Here is a 19,342-nt window from a genome sequence, read left to right on the forward strand (position 1 = left end):
TCAGCTCTTCACGTACGGCTCGCCGTCGGCGGCGGGCGCCCGGACCCGGCCGACGAACCCGGCGACCGCGATGACGGTCGCCAGGTAGGGCGAGGCACGCAGCAGCTCCCCGGGGATCTTGTCCAGGAAGGCGAGCTGCGCCTGCAGCGTCCACATGAAGCCGAAGAAGAGCGCGGCCAGGGAGGCGAAGACGGGGTGCCAGCGCCCCATGATGACCGCGGCGAGGGCGATGAAGCCGTTGCCGGCCGAGGCGCCGTTGTCGAAGGAGCCCGTGGAGCCGACCGTGAAGTAGGCGCCACCGAGGCCGGCGAGCGCGCCGCCGAGCAGCACGGCCTGCCAGCGGATCCGGTTGACCTTGATCCCGACGGTGTCGGCGGCCTTGGGGTGCTCCCCCACCGACCGGACCCGCAGGCCCCACCTGGTCTGGAAGAGCAGCCAGCTCACCAGCACCACGCAGAGGTACATGAGGTAGACCAGCAGCGTCTGGTTGAACAGCGTCGGCCCGAGCACGGGGATGTCGCTGAGCACCGGCACCTCGATCCGCGGCAGGATCAGGGGCTCGTTGAGGTACTGCTTGACGTCGGGGTCGTTGGGGATCTGGCTCAGCAGGAAGCTGGACAGGCCCGTGGCCAGGGCGATCAGCACGACGCCCAGGACCACCTGGTTGACCAGGTAGCGCATCGCGAAGACGCCGAGCAGGGCGCCCATCCCGATACCGGCGAGGACGCCGCCGACCAGGCCCATCTCGGCGCTGTAGGCGAGCGAGGAGGCGACCGCGGCGAAGAACGCGCCCATGAGGAACTGACCCTCGATGGCGATGTTGATGACGCCGGCCCGCTCGCACAGCACGCCCGCGAGCGCACCGAAGATGAGCGGGGTGGCCAGCCGGATCGTGCCGGGCAGCGGGTTGGTCATGACGATGGCCCCCGCGTTCGCCTGGTCGGCGTAGACCCAGACGAGGAAGCCGGCGAAGAAGGCCACGCCCACGAGGCCGTGCACGACCACGCCCACCCAGCTGCGCGGCACCCGGTTGAGGGCGGCGAGCGCCACCGCGACCGCGGCGACCGCGACGGCGGGCCACAGCACCAGGGCGCCGTTCGCCTCGACCGGCGGGCTCTCCTTGCGGTTGACCCGCTCCTCGAGGGTGTACCAGACCGTCGAGTCGGAGGTGGTGAGCGCGAACGCCAGGAGGGTCACCAGCACCAGCCCGTAGACCACCGCCAGCTTGACCTGGCGTTGCACGTCGGCGCGGTCGCGCACCGCCACCGCGCCGGTGCTGCTCACTGCTGTCGCGGCGCTCATCCGCCCCATCCCTTCGCCTGCACGGTGGACCCCGACGCGCTGCTCCGCATCCGGGTCAGGCCGCGGACCAGCGCCGGTGCCGCGACGAACAACACGATCAGTGCCTGCAGCACCTGGGCCAGCTCCTTGGGGGTGCCGGCGGAGGCCTGCATCGCCACGCCGCCCACGCTGAGCGCCCCGAAGAGCAGGCCCGCCAGGACCGTCCCGAGCGGCGTGGCCCGGCCCAGCAGCGCCACCGTGATGGCGTCGAAGCCGATGTTGCCGGCCAGCGTCGGGCTCAGCGAGGACTGGTCGCCGAGGACCTGCATGGTGGAGGCGAGGCCCGCGAGGGCCCCGGCCAGCAGCATCCCGACGGTGAAGACCTTGGAGACGTTCATGCCCGCGGTCCGCGAGGCGTCCGGGTTGGAGCCCACCGCGCGCAGCTCGAAGCCGAGCGTGCTGCGCTCCAGCAGCCACCAGACGCCGCCCGCCGCGAGGAAGGCCAGGACGACGCCGAGGTGCACGTCGGCGACCGACCCGAAGGTCGCGGAGTCGGCGACCGGGGGCGACTGGGTGTTGTCGCTGCCGGGCCGCTGGAAGGCGTCCTTGCTCAGCGCGTAGAGCAGGATCGACGCGGCCAGGTAGTTGAACATGATGGTCGTGATGACCTCGTGCGCGCCGGTGCGGGCCTTGAGCAGGCCGACCAGCCCGCCGTACAGCGCGCCGGCGACCACGCCGGCGACCAGGGCGACCAGCATGTGCAGGACCGGCGGCAGGTCCCAGGTGAAGCCGACGTAGCCGGCGGCGAGGAAGCCGAAGACCATCTGGCCGGTGGCGCCGATGTTGAAGAGGCCGGCGCGGAAGGCCAGGGAGACGCCGAGCCCGGCGCAGATGAGCGGGGCGGCGCGCTCGAGCGTCGTGGCGAGCCGGTCGCCGCTGCCGACGGAGCCGCGGACGAGCGCGGAGTACGACGACCAGATGGCGTCCCAGGCCGCGTTGAAGAAGTCGGCCGGGTAGGTGAACAGATAGGCCAGCGCCTCGAGGGCGTCCTGGTCGCTCAGGACCACCAGCAGCGCGCCGATGACCAGGGCCACCGCGATCGCGACCGCGGTCTCGACCAGGGTGGGCAACCAGCTCACGGGGTTGCGCGGGTCGGCCCGCTCGACCTGGGCCTCCTCGGGCTTGGGGTCGGTGCCGGTGGCCTGCTCCTCGGGAGCGGGGGCCTGCTCGGGGGTCTCGGGACTCATGCCTCCACCTCGGTGTCCGTGCCGGTCGCGGCGGTCGTGCCGGCGCCCGCGCCGGCCATCAGCAGGCCGATCTCCTCCCGGGGCGTCTCGGGGCCCACGACCCCGACGACCCGGCCGTCGTACATGACCGCGATCCGGTCGGCGAGCGCGTAGATCTCGTCCAGCTCGGTGGAGACGATGACGACCGCAGTGCCGCGGTCCCGCTCCGCGACGATCCGCTTGTGGATGAACTCGATCGAGCCCACGTCCACCCCGCGGGTGGGCTGGGCGGCGACGAGCACCTTCAGCGGCCGGGAGAACTCGCGGGCCACCACGACCTTCTGCTGGTTGCCGCCGGAGAGGGAGCGCACCGGCGTCTCCGGGCTCTCCGTGCGGATGTCGAACTCCTTGATCCGGGCGTCGGCGTTCTGCTCGATCGCGTCGAGCCGCAGGGCGAGGCCGCGGGAGAACCCGTCGGTGCGGTAGAGGTCGAGGATGAGGTTCTCCCGGACGCTGAAGTCGCCGACGTACCCGTCGTGCGAACGGTCCTCCGGGACGTAGCCGATCCCGGCGTCGAGGCTCTCCCGGGGGCCGTGCCGGGTGATGTCCTCCCCGTCGAGGCGGATCGTGCCGGCGTCGGGTCGGACCAGCCCGAGCAGCGCCTTGACGAGCTCGGTCTGGCCGTTGCCCTGGACGCCGGCGATGCCGAGGACCTCGCCGCCGCGGGCGGCCAGGGTGACGTCCTTGAGGACCTGGTGGCCGCGGGGGTCGACGACGGTGAGGTTCTCGACCGAGAGCACCTCCTCGCCGACGTTCGCGGGCTCCTTGTCGACGACGAGCTGGACGGCGCGGCCGACCATCATCTCGGCGAGCTCGGTCTCCGACGCGGTCGGCGGGGCGGTGCCGACGACCTTGCCCCGGCGGATCACGCTGATCTTGTCGCCGACCGCCTTGACCTCGCGGAGCTTGTGGGTGATGAAGATGATCGAGGTGCCCTGGCGCTTGAGCTCGCGCATGATCTCCATGAGCTCGTCGATCTCCTGCGGCGTGAGCACCGCCGTGGGCTCGTCGAGGATGAGCACCTTCGCGTCGTGGGAGAGCGCCTTGATGATCTCGACCCGCTGCTGCACGCCGACGGGGAGGTCCTCGATCAGGGCGTCGGGGTCGACGGCCAGGTTGTAGCGGCTGGAGAGCTCGCGGACGGTCTCGGCCGCCTTCCGTCGGTTGAGGACGCCGAGCCCGCGGGTGTGCTCGCGGCCGAGCATCACGTTCTCGGCGACGCTGAAGACCGGGACGAGCATGAAGTGCTGGTGGACCATGCCGATGCCGGCGGCGATCGCGTCCCTCGGCGAGGCGAAGGTGACCGGCTCGCCGTCCACGACGATCTGGCCCTCCGTGGGGTCCAGCAGCCCGTAGAGCATGTTCATGAGCGTCGACTTGCCCGCGCCGTTCTCGCCGAGCAGGCAGTGGATCTCACCGGGCTCGATGGTCAGGTCGATGCTGTCGTTGGCCGTGAAGGAGCCGAACCGCTTGGTCAGCCCCTTGATCTCGAGCCTCACTGGAATCCTCTCGACGACGTGGTCGATCGTGCCGGCCGGGCCCCGCCGAAGGGGCCACGGACCGACCGTCTCACGCCCACGTCCGGGGCGGGGACTGGGCCCCGCCCCGGACGTCGGTGGTTGGTGCTGGTCGTAACCGCTGGGTCAGCGGGTCACTTGACCTCGAGCTCGCCCGAGATGATCTGCTCCTTGAGCTCCTCGATCTTGTCCGCGACCTCGGAGTCGACGTCGTCGGAGAGGTCGGCCAGGCTGACGCCGCCGTTCTCCAGGGTGCCGACGTAGACCTCGTTGCTGAACTCGTCGTTGAGCGAGGCCGCGATGGCCTCCTCGACGGCCACGTCCATGGCCTTGACCACGGAGGTCAGGAGCACGTCGCAGTACTCGGCGGCCGAGACGCAGCCGTCGGTGTCGACCCAGATCGCGTCGACGTCGGCGTCCTTGGCGGCCTGCAGGGCGCCGAGACCGGCGGGACCGGCGACGGGGAAGACGACGTCCGCACCCTGGCCGATCATCTGCTCGGCGATCGCCTGGCCCTTGGTCTTGTCCTCGAAGTCGTCGGTGAAGGAGCCGGACTTGCCGTCCCAGCCGAGGAGCTGGACGTCGGCGCCCTCGTCCTCGTTGTACTTCTCGACGCCCTGGCGGAAGCCCTCCATGAAGATGGTCACGGTCGGGATGTTCATGCCGCCCAGCGTGCCGACGGTGCCGGACTCGGAGGTCGCGGCGGCCAGGTAGCCGGCAAGGAAGGAGTTCTCGTTGGTGTTGAAGGTGAGGCCCTTGACGTTCTTGGGCGCCTTCTCGTAGGCGAAGTCGACGATGGAGAAGTCGACGTCCTTGTGCTTCTTGGCCGCGGCCAGGGTCGCGTCACCGAGCAGGAAGCCGACCGTGGTGATGGAGTTGCAGCCCTGCGAGACGAGCGCCTCGATGTTGTCGCCGTACTCGCTGTCTGACTGGGACTCGACCTCGCCGGTCTGGACGCCCAGGTTGGTGGCGGCGTTCTCCATGCCGTCGTGCGAGGTCTGGTTGAAGGACTTGTCGTCGAAGCCGCCCGAGTCGGAGACCATGCACGCCTTGAAGTCGACCTGCTCGGCCGGGGCGGGCGCGCTCGAGGAGGCAGACGGGGTGCTGCTGGCGTCGTCCGCCTCGTCGTTGGAACGCTCGCCACACGCGGCGAGGGTGAGTGCAGCGATGCTGACCACTGCGGCGATACGGGCCGTCTTCTTCACGGCGCCTCCTGATCTGTGGTTCCTGGCGCTCGGGGCGCATTTCGGAGTCACAGTAATACCGGCCGGCCCCGCCGGAAGCCCTCCGACGCCGTTCGTTACCGGAGGGTGACCTAGCGCGGCCGCTCCCCCGCGCCGTCCTGCGCCAGCGCCTCGACGGCCGCCTGGGCGAGCACCCGCGCCGCGATCGGCACGGCTCCGTCGTCGACCCGCAGGTTGCCCTGGTGCAGGTCGTACGTCGGCCCACCGGGCGCGCGGGTGCCGAGCCGGCCCATCGCGCCGGGCACCCGGTCGAGGTACCAGCCGAAGTCCTCGCCCCCGAGGCTCTGGCTGGTCGGCACGTGGCCGTGGCTGCCGAGCACCGACTCGACCGCGGTGCCCAGCACCCGGGTCGAGTCGGCGCCGTTGACCACGGGCGGCACGCCGCGCTGGTAGGAGACCTCGGCGGTGACGCCGTACGGCGCCACGATCTGGCTCACCAGCGTGCGCACCAGGTGCTCGGCGTCGGCCCAGGCGACGGCGTCGAGCATCCGGACCGTGCCGGCGACCTCGCCGACGCCGGGGATGACGTTGTGGGCCGACCCGGCGTGCACCCGGCCCCAGACCACGCTCGCGCCGGCCCGGGGGTCCAGGCGTCGGGAGAGGATCGCCGGCAGCTCGGTGAGCAGCTTGCCGAGGGCGAAGGTGAGGTCCTCGGTGAGGTGGGGCCGGGAGGTGTGCCCGCCCTTGCCCGCGAGCCGGACGCTGAGCGCGTCGGCGGCGCCGGTGAGCGGCCCGACCCGCAGCCCCACCCGGCCCACGTCGAGGCTCGGGTCGCAGTGCAGGCCGAAGATCTCGTCGACCTCGTCCAGCGCGCCGGTCTCGAGGAGGTGGAGCGCGCCGCCCGGCATCACCTCCTCGGCCGGCTGGAAGACCAGCCGCACCGCGCCGGGCAGCAGCCCGCGGGCGTGCACCTCGTCGAGCGCGAGCGCGGCCCCGACCAGGCCCGCGACGTGCACGTCGTGGCCGCACGCGTGGGCGACGCCCGGGACGGTGCTGCTCCACGGGTCCTTCGTGAGGTCCTCGACCGGGAGGGCGTCCAGGTCGGCGCGCAGCGCCACCCGGCGCGCCCCCTCGCCCCGCGCCCGGTCGCCCCGCGCCCCGATGTCGGCGACGACGCCGCCGCCGGCCACCCGACGGACCTGCCAGCCGGTGCCGTCGAGCAGGCCGACGACCAGGTCGGTGGTCCGCGTCTCCGCCCAGGAGAGCTCGGGGTGGGCGTGCAGGTCCCGACGCAGCTCGACGAGCTGGTCGTGGAACTTCGCCACCACCTCGGTGACGACGGAGGCGGCGGGCCGGGCGGGTGCGGGAGGCTCGGAGGAGTCGGGAGACATGGTCCCCCCAGAGTAGTTGCCCGCGGGCTCAGGCCCCGTCGTAGGCCGCGAGGACGCGGTCGGCCGCCTCGGGCGCGGCCATCCGGCCGGCGAGCACCTCGGCCCGCACCTCCTCGCGCACCGCCGCGACCGCGGGCGAGCGGCGCAGCCGGTGCTCGAGCTCCTCGAGCACCAGGGCCCACGTGAACTCCAGCTGCTGGCCGGCCCGCTTGGCGGCCAGCCCCTCCGCGGCGAGGTGCTCGCGGTGGCCCAGCACCCGCTCCCAGACGTCGGCGACCCCGGTGCCGGTGAGCCCCGAGCAGGTCACCACCGGAGGGGCCCACTCCTTGTGGCCGCGGACGAGGCGAAGCGCCCCGGCCAGCTCGCGGGCGGCGACGCGAGCCTCGCCCTCGTGGTCCTCGTCGGCCTTGTTGACCGCGACGACGTCGGCGATCTCGAGGATGCCCTTCTTGATCCCCTGCAGCTGGTCGCCGGTGCGGGCGATCGTGAGGAAGAGGAAGGTGTCGACCATCCGGGCGACGGTGATCTCCGACTGTCCCACCCCGACGGTCTCGACGAGGACGACGTCGTGGCCGGCGGCCTCCAGCACCGTCATCGCCTGGCTGGTCGCCCGGGCGACGCCGCCCAGGGTGCCCGCCGACGGCGAGGGCCGGATGTAGGCCCGGGGGTCGACCGCGAGCCGCGCCATCCGGGTCTTGTCGCCCAGCACCGAGCCGCCGGTCCGGACGCTGGAGGGGTCGACGGCGAGCACGCCGACGCGCTTCCCCTGCCCCGTGAGGTGGGTGCCCAGCGCCTCGATGAAGGTGGACTTGCCTACCCCCGGCACCCCTGAGATGCCGACCCGGACCGCGGGCGAGCCCGTGCCGGCCTCCGGCGTGAGCTCGGCCAGCAGCTCGCGCGCGGCGGTGCGGTGGTCGGGCCGCGACGACTCGACCAGGGTGATGGCGCGCGAGACCGCGGCGCGGCGTCCTTCGCGGACGCCGGCCACGAGCCCGGCGACGTCGACCGGCCGGGCCGGGCTCACTGCTGCTCGCGGAGCCTGGCCAGCAGGCCCAGCGCGCTCTCGGCGATGACGGTGCCGGGCAGGAAGACCTCGGCCGCCCCCATCTCCTTGAGCGTGGGCACGTCGTCGGGCGGGATGACCCCGCCGATCACCACCATGACGTCGGGACGGCCCAGGTCGGCCAGCGCCTGCTTGAGCGCCGGCAGCAGCGTGAGGTGGCCCGCCGCCAGCGACGAGACGCCGACGATGTGGACGTCGGCGTCGACCGCCTGCTGGGCGACCTCCTCCGGCGTGGAGAAGAGGGGCCCCACGTCGACGTCGAAGCCGAGGTCGGCGAAGGCCGTGACCACGACCTTCTGCCCGCGGTCGTGCCCGTCCTGGCCCATCTTGGCCACGAGGATGCGCGGACGGCGCCCCTCCTCCTCCTCGAACTCGGCGGTCGCGGCGAGCACCTGCTCGACCCGGGAGTCCTCGCCGGTGGCTGCCTCTTCGCGGTACACGCCGCTGATCGTACGGATCACGGCCTGGTGGCGGCCGTAGACCTTCTCCAGGGCGTCGGAGATCTCGCCGACGGTGGCCTTCGCCCGGGCCGCGTCCACGGCGAGGGCGAGCAGGTTGCCGTCGAGCGAGCCGCCGCCTCCTCCTGTCGACTCAGTGCCGCGCTCGGCCGACGCGGTGAGCGCGTCGAGCGTCCGGCGGACCTCGGCGTCGTCGCGCTCCGCCCGGAGCCGCTCCAGCTTGGCGACCTGCTGCTTGTAGACCTCGTCGTTGTCGACCTTGAGGACGTCCAGCGGGTCCTCGTCGGCGAGGCGGAAGGTGTTGACGCCGATCACCTTCTGGGCGCCGGAGTCGATCCGCGCCTGGGTGCGGGCGGCCGCCTCCTCGATCCGCATCTTGGGGATGCCCTGCTCGATCGCCTTCGCCATCCCGCCGGCGGCCTCGGCCTCCTGGATGTGGGCCCAGGCCCGCTCGGCGAGGTCGTGGGTGAGCCGCTCCACGTAGTAGGAGCCGCCCCACGGGTCGATCACCTCGGTCGTGCGCGACTCCTGCTGCAGGAGCAGCTGGGTGTTGCGCGCGATCCGCGCCGAGAAGTCGGTCGGCAGGGCGATCGCCTCGTCGAGGGCGTTGGTGTGCAGCGACTGCGTGTGGCCCTGGGTGGCGGCCATCGCCTCGATCGCGGTCCGCTGGACGTTGTTGAAGACGTCCTGGGCGGTGAGCGACCAGCCACTGGTCTGGCTGTGGGTGCGCAGCGAGAGCGACTTGGGGTTCTTCGGGTCGAACTGGCGCACCAGCCGGGCCCACAGGGCCCGGGCCGCGCGCATCTTGGCGACCTCCATGAAGAAGTTCATCCCGATCGCCCAGAAGAACGAGAGCCGGGGGGCGAAGTGGTCGATGTCCAGCCCCGCCTCCAGCCCGGCGCGGATGTACTCCACGCCGTCGGCGAGGGTGTAGGCCAGCTCGAGGTCGGCCGTCGCCCCGGCCTCCTGCATGTGGTATCCCGAGATCGAGATCGAGTTGAACCGCGGCATCCGCTGGCTGGTGAAGGCGAAGATGTCGCTGATGATCCGCATGCTCGGCTGCGGCGGGTAGATGTAGGTGTTGCGGACCATGAACTCCTTGAGGATGTCGTTCTGGATGGTCCCCGTGAGCTGCTCCGGCTTCACCCCCTGCTCCTCGGCCGCCACGATGTAGAGCGCGAGGACGGGCAGCACCGCGCCGTTCATCGTCATCGACACCGACATCTGGTCGAGCGGGATGCCGTCGAAGAGGGTCCGCGTGTCGTAGATCGAGTCGATCGCGACGCCCGCCATGCCGACGTCGCCGCGCACCCGCGGGTGGTCGGAGTCGTAGCCGCGGTGGGTGGCGAGGTCGAAGGCGACGCTGAGGCCCTTCTGCCCGGCCGCCAGGTTGCGGCGGTAGAAGGCGTTGGACTCCTCGGCGGTCGAGAACCCGGCGTACTGGCGCACGGTCCACGGCTGGGTGGTGTACATCGTCGGGTAGGGGCCGCGCAGGAACGGGCTCAGCCCGGGCCAGGTGTCGAGCGCGTCGAGGCCCTCGAGGTGCTCGGGACCGTAGACGGGCAGGACCGGCACGCCCTCGGGGCTGAGCCAGCCGTCGCCGTCGGTGCGCGGCGTCTCGGACCGCTCGCCCGTGGCTGCGAGGCCGACCTCGGCGAAGTTGCTGGGAACGGTCATGCCAGTGCCTCCCGGATCCGGGTGAGGAACCCGAGCGCATCCACGCCCATCGCGGCGGAGTCGTCCACCGAGTCCTCGGAGATGTTGGTGCGCTCGCCGGGCTTGCCGGCGAGGACGACGTACGACGCCCCGGCGTCGCGCAGGGCGGCCACCAGGTCGGCGCCCCACTCGGCGTACGCCGCGTCGGTGCCGGCGAGGCAGACGACCGGCTGGCCGGCGTAGGCGGCGAGGACCTGCTCGACCCCGTCGGTCGGGCCGGCGGCCTCGACCGCGACCCCGCCCGCGGCGAGCAGGTTGGCCGCGAAGGTGGCGCGCGCGGTGTGCGCCGCGATCGGGCCCATGGTGGCGAGGAAGACGGGCGTGGCGGCCGGCTCCTCGCGCAGCGCCTCGAAGGCCCAGCCGTAGGAGCGCACGCGGGGCCGCCGGGAGGGCTCCCGCACCGGCAGCGTCTCGGCCAGGTGGGGGAACTCCGAGAGACCGGTGATCGGCCGGGAGCGGTCGGCGACCTGCGCGTCCCGCTCGGCGGCCGTGGCGACGACGCGGTCGGCGACGCCCTGCCGGGCCTCCTGCGCGGCCGCCCCGCCCGCGGACTCGATCCGGCCCAGCTCGGCCCAGCCGGCGACCGCGAGGTCGTCGGTGAGCCGCTCCACGGCGTAGGAGCCGCCGGCCGGGTCGGCGACGACCGCGAGGTGGGACTCCTCGATCAGGAGCGACGAGGTGTTGCGGGCGATCCGCCGACCGAAGCCGTCGGGGGTGCCGAGGGGTTCGTCGAACGGCACCACGGTGACCACGTCGGCGCCGCCGACCCCCGCGGCGAACGCCGCCACGGTGGTGCGCAGCATGTTCACCCAGGGGTCGAACCGGGTCATCATCGGCCGGCTGGTGACGACGTGCTGGCGCTGCGGGACACCCGCAGAGCCCGACGCCTCGAGGACGCGGGCCCAGAGCCGGCGCGCGGCTCGCAGCTTGGCGATGGTCGGGAACTGCTCGTCGGTCGCGGCGTAGCGGAACTCGATGACCTTGGCCGCCTCGTCGACCGGCATCCCGGCCTCGGTGAGCAGGCGGAGGTAGTGGACGCCGACCGCGATCGTCCACCCGAGCTCCTGGGCGTCGCTCGCCCCCTTGTCGTGCAGGGCGGTGCCGTCGACCACGAGGCCGAGCACGCCGAGCTGCCAGGCGCGCCGGGCCAGCGGGACCAGCTCGGACCACGGGTCGCCCGTGTCGTCGGCGTCCGCCCCGAAGACCTCGAGGGTCTGCGGGTCGAAGGAGAGGTTGGCACCGGCGGCGACGGGGCCGTCGTACGCCTCGAGCACGTCGGCCAGCGCGGCGGCCTGCGCGGCGGTGGGCCGCTCGAGCGCGACCGGGGCCAGGTCGAGCAGGACCCCGCGGAGCACGGCCTCGAGGTCGACCGGCGTGCCGCCCTCGCCCGGCTCGAGCTGGAGCAGCAGCGAGGTGGCGCCGTTCTCGAGGTCGACCAGGGCGGCCTCGTTGAGCGCCGCCGCGTCGGCGCCGGCCAGCGGGGTGCGCACGTCCCAGGCGCCGGCGCGGGCCGGACGGCCCGCGGTGGTGAGGCCCTCGAGGGAGGCAGGGGTGCCGATGGGGGCGACCGCGATGCCGTCGAGCGTGGTCCGGGCGAGCCTCTGCCAGACCAGGTCGTCGGGGTCGTCGTCGCGCAGCCGCCGGGACTTGCGGAGCACGGCGGCGGTCGCGCGCTCCCAGTCCGCGGCCGTGGCGGCGTCCTCCTCCGAGGCCAGCGCCAGCCGGTCGTCAGGTGCAGTCATGCTGCGCAGGATAGGCGGAGCCCCCGACACCACCGACGCGTGGCCGCATGCCAGACCCGCTCGCCGGTCCGGTCCCCCGGACTCTCGGGGGCCCCTCCCGGGCGCCACCCGGACGTCACCCGCGTGTCACGTCGGGGTGACCCGCCGGTAACCGGACCTTTCTCACATCCGCACCGCGTACCCGCGGTCCTCAGGCGGCTCACGGCGCGGTACCTTGTCGTCTTGTGGCAACCCATACTCCTACGCGGACCCTGGTCAAGGGATCACGCTCCACGCGCTCGACGGTCGCCCTGAAGATCACGATGGCCGTGAGCGGCCTCGTCTTCCTCGGCTACCTGGTCCTCCACATGTACGGCAACCTCAAGGTGTTCGCCGGGCACGACTCGTTCAACGAGTACGCCCACCACCTGCGGGTCTTCGGGGAGCCGATGCTCCCCGAGAACGGGCTGCTGTGGATCGTGCGCGTCCTGCTGATCGTCGCCCTGGTCACGCACGTCTACGCGGCCGTCGTGCTCACGGCGCGGGCCCGCAACGCCCGCACCAGCAAGTACGTCGTGAAGAAGAACCTCGCCTCCTCGCTCTCCTCGCGGACGATGCGCTGGGGCGGCCTCACGATCCTGGTCTTCGCGATCTGGCACCTGCTCCACTTCACCGTGGGCAAGGTCAACCCGAACCCCGACGGCACCGGCACCGCCGACCCGTACAACCTGCTGGTCGAGTCGTTCGAGCTCTGGTGGATGTCGATCATCTACCTGCTCGCGATGTTCGCCCTCGGGATGCACCTGCACCACGGCACGTGGAGCGCCATGCAGACCCTCGGCCTCACCGGCACGGCCCGCGCCCGGGCCCGCGCCAAGACGGCCGGCTGGGTCGTGGCGATCGTCATCGCCGGCGGCTTCGCGCTCGTCCCGCTCTCCGTGCTCACCGGCATCGTCTCGAAGTAAGGACCACTCACCCCATGGCTTTCCTGGACGGAACCACCCAAGTCACCAAGCCTCCGGTGCAGGTCTCCGACGACGCCCGCGGCTACTACACGCTCGGCGAGCCGCTCGTCGACCCGGTCGCCCCCACCGGCCCGATCAAGGACCGCTGGACCAACCGCAAGTTCGAGAACCGCCTGGTCAACCCGGCCAACCGGCGCAAGATGAGCATCATCATCGTCGGCACCGGCCTGGCCGGCGGCGCGGCCGCCGCCACCCTGGGCGAGGCCGGGTACCACGTGAAGTCCTTCTGCTACCAGGACTCCCCGCGCCGGGCCCACTCGATCGCGGCGCAGGGCGGCATCAACGCGGCGAAGAACTACAAGGAGGACGGCGACTCCACGCACCGCCTCTTCTACGACACGGTCAAGGGCGGCGACTACCGCGCGCGGGAGTCCAACGTCTACCGGCTGGCCGAGGTCAGCGCCAACATCATCGACCAGTGCGTCGCACAGGGCGTCCCCTTCGCCCGCGAGTACGGCGGCCTGCTCGACAACCGCTCCTTCGGCGGCGTGCAGGTCTCCCGCACGTTCTACGCCCGCGGCCAGACCGGCCAGCAGCTGCTGATCGGCGCCTACCAGGCGATGGAGCGGCAGGTCGCGGCCGGCACGGTGGAGCAGTTCACCCGCCACGAGATGCTGGAGCTCGTCCTCGTCGACGGCAAGGCCCGCGGCATCGTGGCGCGCGACCTGGTCACCGGCAAGGTCGAGACGCACCTCGCCGACGCCGTCGTCCTCGCCTCCGGCGGCTACGGCAACGTCTTCTTCCTCTCCACCAACGCGATGGGGTCCAACGTCACGGCGACGTGGCGCGCGCACCGCAAGGGCGCCTACATGGCCAACCCCTGCTACACGCAGATCCACCCCACCTGCATCCCGGTCTCCGGCGACCACCAGTCGAAGCTGACCCTGATGTCGGAGTCGCTGCGCAACGACGGCCGGATCTGGGTGCCCAAGAAGGTCGAGGACTGCGACAAGGACCCGCGGGACATCCCCGAGGAGGACCGCGACTACTACCTGGAGCGGATCTACCCGGCGTTCGGCAACCTGGTCCCCCGCGACATCGCCTCCCGGGCCGCGAAGTACATGTGCGACGAGGGCCGCGGCGTCGGCCCCGCCGTCAAGGAGGTCGACAAGGACGGCAACGAGGTCATGGTGCGCCGCGGCGTCTACCTCGACTTCGCCGACGCGATCGGCCGCCTGGGCGAGGACGCCGTCCGGGAGAAGTACGACAACCTCTTCGACATGTACGAGCGGATCACGGGCGAGAACCCCTACCAGGTGCCGATGCGCATCTACCCGGCCGTGCACTACGTGATGGGCGGCCTGTGGGTGGACTACCACCTGCAGTCCAACATCCCGGGTCTCTTCGTGGCCGGCGAGGCGAACTTCTCCGACCACGGCGCCAACCGCCTCGGCGCCTCGGCGCTGATGCAGGGCCTCGCGGACGGCTACTTCGTCCTGCCCAACACCATCCGCGACTACCTCGCGGACGCGCCCTTCGAGAAGATCGACGACTCCCACCCCGAGGTCCAGGCCGCCCGCCAGGACGTCGAGGGCCGGATCGCGAAGTTCCTCTCGATCAACGGCACCCGCAGCGCCGACAGCTACCACAAGGCCCTCGGCAACATCATGTGGGAGTACTGCGGCATGGAGCGGACCGAGGCCGGCCTGCGCAAGGCGATCGACATGATCCGCGAGCTCAAGGCCGACTTCTGGACCAACCTCAAGGTCCTCGGCACGGCCGACAGCCTCAACCAGAGCCTCGAGAAGGCCGGTCGGGTGGCCGACTTCATCGAGCTCGGCGAGCTGATGTGCATCGACGCCCTCAACCGGCGCGAGTCCTGCGGCGGCCACTTCCGCGCGGAGTCCCAGACCGAGGACGGCGAGGCGCTCCGCCAGGACGAGGAGTTCGCCTACGTCGCGGCCTGGGAGTGGGGCGGCGAGGGCGGTCAGCCGGTCCTGCACAAGGAAGACCTGATCTACACGGCCATCGAGATGAAGCAGCGGAGCTACAAGTGAGCATGAACCTGACCCTGAAGATCTGGCGCCAGCCGGACACCTCCGCGCCGGGTGCCATGCACACCTACCAGGTCGAGGGCATCTCCCCCGACATGAGCTTCCTCGAGATGCTCGACACCCTCAACGAGCAGCTGAACGAGAAGGGCGAGGAGCCCGTCGCGTTCGACTCCGACTGCCGCGAGGGCATCTGCGGGATGTGCGGGATGATGATCAACGGCCAGGCCCACGGCCCCGAGGTCACCACCACCTGCCAGCTGCACATGCGCTCCTTCAAGGACGGCGACACGATCACGGTCGAGCCGTGGCGGGCCGACGCCTTCCCGGTGGTCAAGGACCTCGTCGTCGACCGCGGCGCCTTCGACCGGATCATCCAGTCCGGCGGCTTCATCTCCGCCAACACCGGCTCGGCCCCCGAGGCCAACTCGGTGCCGGCCCCCCGCGACAAGGCGATGCGCGCGTTCAACGTGGCCACGTGCATCGGCTGCGGTGCCTGCGTGGCGGCCTGCCCCAACGGCTCCGCGTCGCTCTTCGTGGGCGCCAAGATCACCCACCTCGGCGAGCTCCCCCAGGGCCAGCCGGAGCGGGACAGCCGGGTCGTCGGCATGGTCGGCCAGCACGACCACGAGGGCTTCGGGGGGTGCACCAACATCGGCGAGTGCACCGCGGCCTGCCCGAAGGAGATCCCGCTCGACGTGATCTCCCAGCTCAACAAGGACCTGCGCACGGCCATGAAGCACGGCCACTGACGCACTCCGCCACTCGTCGCGGAACCCCGGTCGCCTCGCGGCCGGGGTTCCGTGCGTCAGGGCTGGAGCGGGAACGCCCGCGTGGGGACCCAGCCGTCCGCCTCGGAGTGGCGGTACAGGTGGAACTCCGCGGCGCTGAAGCGGCACTCGAAGTCGGCCAGCTCGTCGAAGGCTCGGTCCAGCCGGTCGTCCGCCAGGTCGTGGGCCACGGTGACGTGCGGGTGGTAGGGGAAGGTCAGGTCCACCGCGAGCGGGCCGGTACGGACGTCCTCGGCCAGCCGCTCGCACTGGGAGATCCCGACCGCGACGGTCACGAAGACCACGGGCGAGACGGGTCGGAACGTGCCGGTCCCGCGCAGGTGGATCTCGAAGCCGGCGTGCCGCTGCGCCACCTCGCCGAGGTGCTGCTCGACCCGCTCGAGGTCCCCCTCCCCCGCCAGCGTCGTCGGCGGGACGAGGGTGATGTGGGTGGGGATGAGCGCGGCGGAGTCGTCGCCGAGCGCCGTCCGGTAGTCCTGCAGGCGGGTGCCCCAGGGCTCCGGTATGGCGATCGCGACCCCGATGGTCTGCACGGCGTCCCGACCTACCGCGCGGCCGGCGGGACGAAGCCCACCCGCTCGTAGACGTCGCGCAGCGTCGCCTCGGCGACGGCCGCGGCCTTCTCGGCGCCGGCGGTCAGCACCCGGTCGAGATGGGTCCGGTCCTCCAGCAGCGCCAGCGTCCGGTCGCGGAACGGCGTCACGAACTCCACCACCACCTCGGCCACCTCCTTCTTGAGGTCACCGTAGCCCCGCCCGGCGAAGCGCTCCTCCAGCTCGGCGACCGAGGTCCCCGAGAGCGCCGAGTGGATGGTGAGCAGGTTGCTCACGCCGGGCTTCTCCTCGGCGTCGAAGCGGATCTCGGAGCCGGAGTCGGTGACGGCCGAGCGGATCTTCTTCGCGCTCACCTTCGGCTCGTCCAGCATCTCGATGATCCCGCTCGGCGAGGAGGCCGACTTCGACATCTTCGACGTCGGGTCCTGGAGGTCCGCGATCCGGGCCGTCTCCTTGAGGATGAACGGCTCCGGCAACCGGAAGGTCTTCTTGTAGCGGTGGTTGAACCGCTGCGCGAGGTCGCGGGTCAGCTCGAGGTGCTGGCGCTGGTCCTCGCCCACCGGGACGTACTGCGGGCGGTAGAGGAGGATGTCGGCGGCCATCAGCGTGGGGTAGGTGAAGAGGCCGACGCTCGCGGCCCCCTCCCCGTGCTTGGCGGACTTGTCCTTGAACTGCGTCATCCGCCGGGCCTCGCCGAAGCCGGTCAGGCACTGCAGGACCCAGCCGAGCTGGGCGTGGGCCGGGACGTGGCTCTGCACGAAGATCGCGGACCGCTCCGGGTCGATGCCGGCGGCGATCAGCTGGGCGCCGGCGCGCAGGGTGCGCTCCCGCAGCACCTTGGGCTCCTGCTCGACCGTGATCGCGTGCTGGTCGGCGATGAAGAAGAAGGGCTCGTAGTCGTCCTGCAGGTCCACCCACTGCCGCAGCGCACCGAGGTAGTTGCCGAAGTGGAACGAGTCGGCGGTCGGCTGGATGCCGGAGAGCACACGGGGGCGGGCGGTGGGTGCGGACATGGCTCCCATTGTCACAGGCGACCGGCCCGCCGACCGAACCGGCTCGACCCCCGGCCCACGCCCGGCCCACGCGGGCACCGCGCCGACGCCGTCCCCCTATGCTGCCCGCGTGGGACGACGCGCTGCCTTCACCTCCTCCGCCTCCTGGACCGTAGCCGTCCTGGTCGTGGTCGACGTCGCCGTGGTGTTCGTGCTGCTCTCCGCCGGGGGCGCCACCGACCGCGCCGCGACGGCCCTGCGCGACGTCCCCTACGCCTGCGCCAACGAGGCGGCGGACTCCCTCCCCGAGGCGGCGCGGGTGCGGTGGCCGGTGGGCGAACCGGTCCACGTCGCTCCCGGCACCTTCGACGTCGACGCGACGCTCGAGGACGGCGAGTCGCTGCGCGTGCGCTGTCGGGTCCGCGACCGCTCCACCGACACCGAGGCCCGGTTCGACCTCGTCGAGGCCCGGGTGCTGCGGTGAGCGCGTCGGCACGGCGGGCTCCCGTGCACCTGGACGCGCCGACCGCCCGCAGCCCGTGGGTCGGCGTCGCGATCCTCGCTGTCACCAACCTGCTGCCGCTCGTGCTGGTCCTCCAGGGTTCGCTGGACCTGGCCCTCCTGGTGGTCTGCTACCTGGTGGAGGCGGTGCTCGTCACCCTGCGCCCGGCGCAGGGACCGGGTCGGCGGGGGCGGACCGAAGAACCCGGCCGCGGCCAGCTGTTCGTGGGCCAGCTCGTCTTCGCGCTGGTCCTGGTCATCTTCGGGGCCACGGCGATCGGAGCCGTCCGGTGGGACGCGAGCGCGTTGCTGGTCCTCGGCGTCACCGTGCTGCTCTTCCTCGTCGGGGTGCGAGCCGCCCGACGGACCGGAGATCTCGACGGCAAGCGCTGGCTCCTCACCTGGGCGTGGCAGCTAGCGGTGGTCTTCGTGGGCTCCCTGGTCGCCGTCCCCTACATGCAGGACCTGGTCCTGCTGCGCGCCGTCGGCTGGGAGCCGTCGTCGCTCGGCGACTACCTCCTCGACGGCGCCGGCCTGCGGGTCAACACCTGGGTGCTGGGCAACAGCCTCGAGCCCGAGGTGCTCGGCACCGCGATCTTCGTCCTCTTCAAGACCTTCAACGAGGTCGCGATGGCGGCTCGCCGAGCGGCGCTGCAGGGCGCTCGTCGCGCTCGCTGAGGTGCAGGCGCGCCGACAGCACCAGGACCGAGAGGCCGAGCACGGAGAGGCCGAAGCCGACCAGGCCCGGCGCGCGGTAGCCCCAGCCGGCCGCCACGACGAGACCGCCCAGCCAGGCGCCGAGCGCGTTGGCGATGTTGAGCGCGACGTGGTTCATCGTGGCGCCGATGGTCTGGGCGTCTCCGGCGACCTCCATGAGGCGCAGCTGCAGGTTCACCACGAGGATCGACCCCGTGGCCGTGATCCCGAAGACGACCGGCAGCGTCCACCACCCGGTGGGGGCGAGGAGGGAGAAGGCGAGCAGCAGCAGCCCCTGGCCGCCGCCGCCGATGAAGAGGGACCGGAAGACCGACCAGGCGGCGAGCTCCCCGGCCAGCCAGGTGCCGACGACCATGCCGAGGCCGAAGGCCAGGAGGAAGACCGGCGCCGCGGACTCCGGCAGCCCACCGACCTCGGTGAGGGTGGGCACGATGTAGGTGTAGACCGCGAACATGCCGCCGAAGCCCACGGCACCCGTCAGTACCGTCAGCAGGACCTGGGGCTTTGCCAGCGCACCGAGCTCGCGGCGCCAGTGGGCGTCGCTGTCGCCGGGCAGCGACGGCACGAAGGCGAGCACCAGGGCCAGCGTGACCAGGCCCAGGGCCCCCACCAGCCAGTACGCCGCGCGGTAGCCGAGCTCCTGGCCCAGCCAGGTCGCGGCCGGCACGCCGAGCACGTTGGCCACCGACAGCCCCAGCATCACCATGGCGACCGCACGGCCCTGGCGCCCCGGGCGAGCCAGCCCCGCGGCGACGAGCGAGGCGACGCCGAAGAACGCCCCGTGCGGCAGCCCGGAGACGAACCGCGCGACCAGCAGGGCGTCGTACGACGAGACCAGCGCGGTGGCGACGTTGCCCACGGCGAAGAGCGCCATCAGGCCCACCAGCAGCGCGCGCCGCGGCCACCCCGAGCCGAGGAAGGCGACCAGCGGGGCGCCGACCACCACGCCCAGGGCGTAGGCGGAGATGGCGTGGCCCGTCGCCGGGATCGTCGCGCCGACCCCGCGTGCCATCTGCGGGAGCAGCCCCATCGAGACGAACTCGGTCGTGCCGATCGCGAAGCCGCCCATCGCCAGGGCGCCGACCGCCAGGGCGGTGTGCGGGCGGTGCGGCGCGGCAGCGGGGTCGGGCACGGTCGTCGTCTCGCTCACGGGA

At 72.1% G+C, this 19,342-nt stretch carries 16 protein-coding genes; 5 read left to right on the forward strand and 11 right to left on the reverse strand.

Annotation, left to right across the window (positions count from 1 at the left end):
- The 8 genes from DNK53_RS13325 to DNK53_RS13360 all read right to left on the reverse strand — a co-directional run bounded on the left by DNK53_RS13325 (position 1) and on the right by DNK53_RS13360 (position 11,638).
- Complete coding sequence (locus DNK53_RS13325) at positions 1-1,302, reverse strand: ABC transporter permease (protein WP_110183153.1); 1,302 nt, start codon at positions 1,300-1,302, stop codon at positions 1-3.
- The gene (locus DNK53_RS13330) at positions 1,299-2,528 is read right to left on the reverse strand and encodes an ABC transporter permease (RefSeq protein WP_110182813.1); all 1,230 of its coding nucleotides are present in this window, start codon (positions 2,526-2,528) and stop codon (positions 1,299-1,301) included. Before DNK53_RS13330 ends, DNK53_RS13325 begins: the two co-directional genes overlap by 4 nt.
- Positions 2,525-4,066, reverse strand: a complete 1,542-nt coding sequence (locus DNK53_RS13335; RefSeq protein WP_110182814.1) for an ABC transporter ATP-binding protein — start codon at positions 4,064-4,066, stop codon at positions 2,525-2,527. The genes DNK53_RS13330 and DNK53_RS13335 overlap by 4 nt, the downstream gene beginning before the upstream one ends.
- Before the next feature lie 152 nt (positions 4,067-4,218).
- A complete protein-coding gene (locus DNK53_RS13340; protein ID WP_110182815.1) occupies positions 4,219-5,289 on the reverse strand; it encodes a BMP family lipoprotein in 1,071 nt (356 codons plus the stop codon).
- Positions 5,290-5,399: 110 nt separating this feature from the next.
- Entirely contained in the window at positions 5,400-6,659 is a 1,260-nt protein-coding gene (locus DNK53_RS13345; protein ID WP_110182816.1) for an amidohydrolase, read from the reverse strand.
- A gap of 28 nt (positions 6,660-6,687) precedes the next feature.
- Complete coding sequence (gene meaB / locus DNK53_RS13350) at positions 6,688-7,683, reverse strand: methylmalonyl Co-A mutase-associated GTPase MeaB (RefSeq protein WP_110182817.1); 996 nt, start codon at positions 7,681-7,683, stop codon at positions 6,688-6,690.
- Positions 7,680-9,857, reverse strand: coding sequence for a methylmalonyl-CoA mutase (scpA, locus tag DNK53_RS13355; RefSeq protein WP_110182818.1), 2,178 nt, complete (start codon positions 9,855-9,857; stop codon positions 7,680-7,682). The genes meaB and scpA overlap by 4 nt, the downstream gene beginning before the upstream one ends.
- Complete coding sequence (locus DNK53_RS13360) at positions 9,854-11,638, reverse strand: methylmalonyl-CoA mutase family protein (RefSeq protein WP_110182819.1); 1,785 nt, start codon at positions 11,636-11,638, stop codon at positions 9,854-9,856. Before DNK53_RS13360 ends, scpA begins: the two co-directional genes overlap by 4 nt.
- Positions 11,639-11,940: 302 nt before the next feature.
- Between DNK53_RS13360 and DNK53_RS13365 the strand changes: the two genes are divergently transcribed.
- From DNK53_RS13365 to DNK53_RS13375, 3 genes are read left to right on the forward strand one after another with little or no spacing between them, the layout of a single operon-like run.
- On the forward strand, positions 11,941-12,582 hold the full coding sequence (locus DNK53_RS13365) for a succinate dehydrogenase cytochrome b subunit (RefSeq protein WP_110182820.1): 642 nt from the start codon (positions 11,941-11,943) through the stop codon (positions 12,580-12,582).
- Between the two features lie 14 nt (positions 12,583-12,596).
- A complete protein-coding gene (locus DNK53_RS13370) occupies positions 12,597-14,639 on the forward strand; it encodes a fumarate reductase/succinate dehydrogenase flavoprotein subunit (protein ID WP_110182821.1) in 2,043 nt (680 codons plus the stop codon).
- A 2-nt stretch (positions 14,640-14,641) separates the two neighbouring features.
- Positions 14,642-15,385: a succinate dehydrogenase/fumarate reductase iron-sulfur subunit gene (locus tag DNK53_RS13375; RefSeq protein WP_110182822.1), complete on the forward strand. Its 744-nt coding sequence runs from the start codon at positions 14,642-14,644 to the stop codon at positions 15,383-15,385.
- Positions 15,386-15,441: 56 nt separating this feature from the next.
- On the opposite strand, the gene DNK53_RS13380 is transcribed toward DNK53_RS13375, so the two are convergent.
- Both DNK53_RS13380 and trpS read right to left on the reverse strand, forming a co-directional pair.
- Complete coding sequence (locus tag DNK53_RS13380; RefSeq protein WP_110182823.1) at positions 15,442-15,957, reverse strand: 2'-5' RNA ligase family protein; 516 nt, start codon at positions 15,955-15,957, stop codon at positions 15,442-15,444.
- Positions 15,958-15,968: 11 nt separating this feature from the next.
- On the reverse strand, positions 15,969-17,000 hold the full coding sequence (gene trpS / locus DNK53_RS13385; protein WP_110182824.1) for a tryptophan--tRNA ligase: 1,032 nt from the start codon (positions 16,998-17,000) through the stop codon (positions 15,969-15,971).
- 100 nt (positions 17,001-17,100) lie between these two features.
- Here trpS and DNK53_RS13390 point away from each other — a divergent pair, with 100 nt between their 5' ends.
- Together DNK53_RS13390 and DNK53_RS13395 are read left to right on the forward strand one after the other, a co-directional pair.
- Positions 17,101-17,454 (forward strand): hypothetical protein, encoded by a 354-nt coding sequence (locus DNK53_RS13390; RefSeq protein ID WP_110182825.1) that lies wholly within the window; start codon positions 17,101-17,103, stop codon positions 17,452-17,454.
- Positions 17,451-18,149: a DUF6498-containing protein gene (locus tag DNK53_RS13395; protein WP_162599937.1), complete on the forward strand. Its 699-nt coding sequence runs from the start codon at positions 17,451-17,453 to the stop codon at positions 18,147-18,149. Before DNK53_RS13390 ends, DNK53_RS13395 begins: the two co-directional genes overlap by 4 nt.
- Here DNK53_RS13395 and DNK53_RS13400 read toward each other — a convergent pair.
- Positions 18,088-19,338: an MFS transporter gene (locus DNK53_RS13400; protein ID WP_239456527.1), complete on the reverse strand. Its 1,251-nt coding sequence runs from the start codon at positions 19,336-19,338 to the stop codon at positions 18,088-18,090. The genes DNK53_RS13395 and DNK53_RS13400 overlap by 62 nt on opposite strands.
- Positions 19,339-19,342: the final 4 nt, after the last annotated feature.

This window comes from Nocardioides solisilvae (assembly GCF_003194625.1).
Classification (GTDB): Bacteria; Actinomycetota; Actinomycetes; order Propionibacteriales; family Nocardioidaceae; genus Nocardioides; species Nocardioides solisilvae.

Bases quoted from the DNA above. Each gene is read 5' to 3' on its own strand.
- DNK53_RS13325 (WP_110183153.1), bottom strand. From the start codon at position 1,302: ATGAGCGCCGCGACAGCAGTGAGCAGCACCGGCGCGGTGGCGGTGCGC.
- DNK53_RS13330 (WP_110182813.1), bottom strand. From the start codon at position 2,528: ATGAGTCCCGAGACCCCCGAGCAGGCCCCCGCTCCCGAGGAGCAGGCC.
- DNK53_RS13345 (WP_110182816.1), bottom strand. From the start codon at position 6,659: ATGTCTCCCGACTCCTCCGAGCCTCCCGCACCCGCCCGGCCCGCCGCC.
- scpA (WP_110182818.1), bottom strand. From the start codon at position 9,857: ATGACCGTTCCCAGCAACTTCGCCGAGGTCGGCCTCGCAGCCACGGGC.
- DNK53_RS13360 (WP_110182819.1), bottom strand. From the start codon at position 11,638: ATGACTGCACCTGACGACCGGCTGGCGCTGGCCTCGGAGGAGGACGCC.
- DNK53_RS13365 (WP_110182820.1), top strand. From the start codon at position 11,941: ATGGCCGTGAGCGGCCTCGTCTTCCTCGGCTACCTGGTCCTCCACATG.
- DNK53_RS13370 (WP_110182821.1), top strand. From the start codon at position 12,597: ATGGCTTTCCTGGACGGAACCACCCAAGTCACCAAGCCTCCGGTGCAG.
- DNK53_RS13375 (WP_110182822.1), top strand. From the start codon at position 14,642: ATGAACCTGACCCTGAAGATCTGGCGCCAGCCGGACACCTCCGCGCCG.
- trpS (WP_110182824.1), bottom strand. From the start codon at position 17,000: ATGGGAGCCATGTCCGCACCCACCGCCCGCCCCCGTGTGCTCTCCGGC.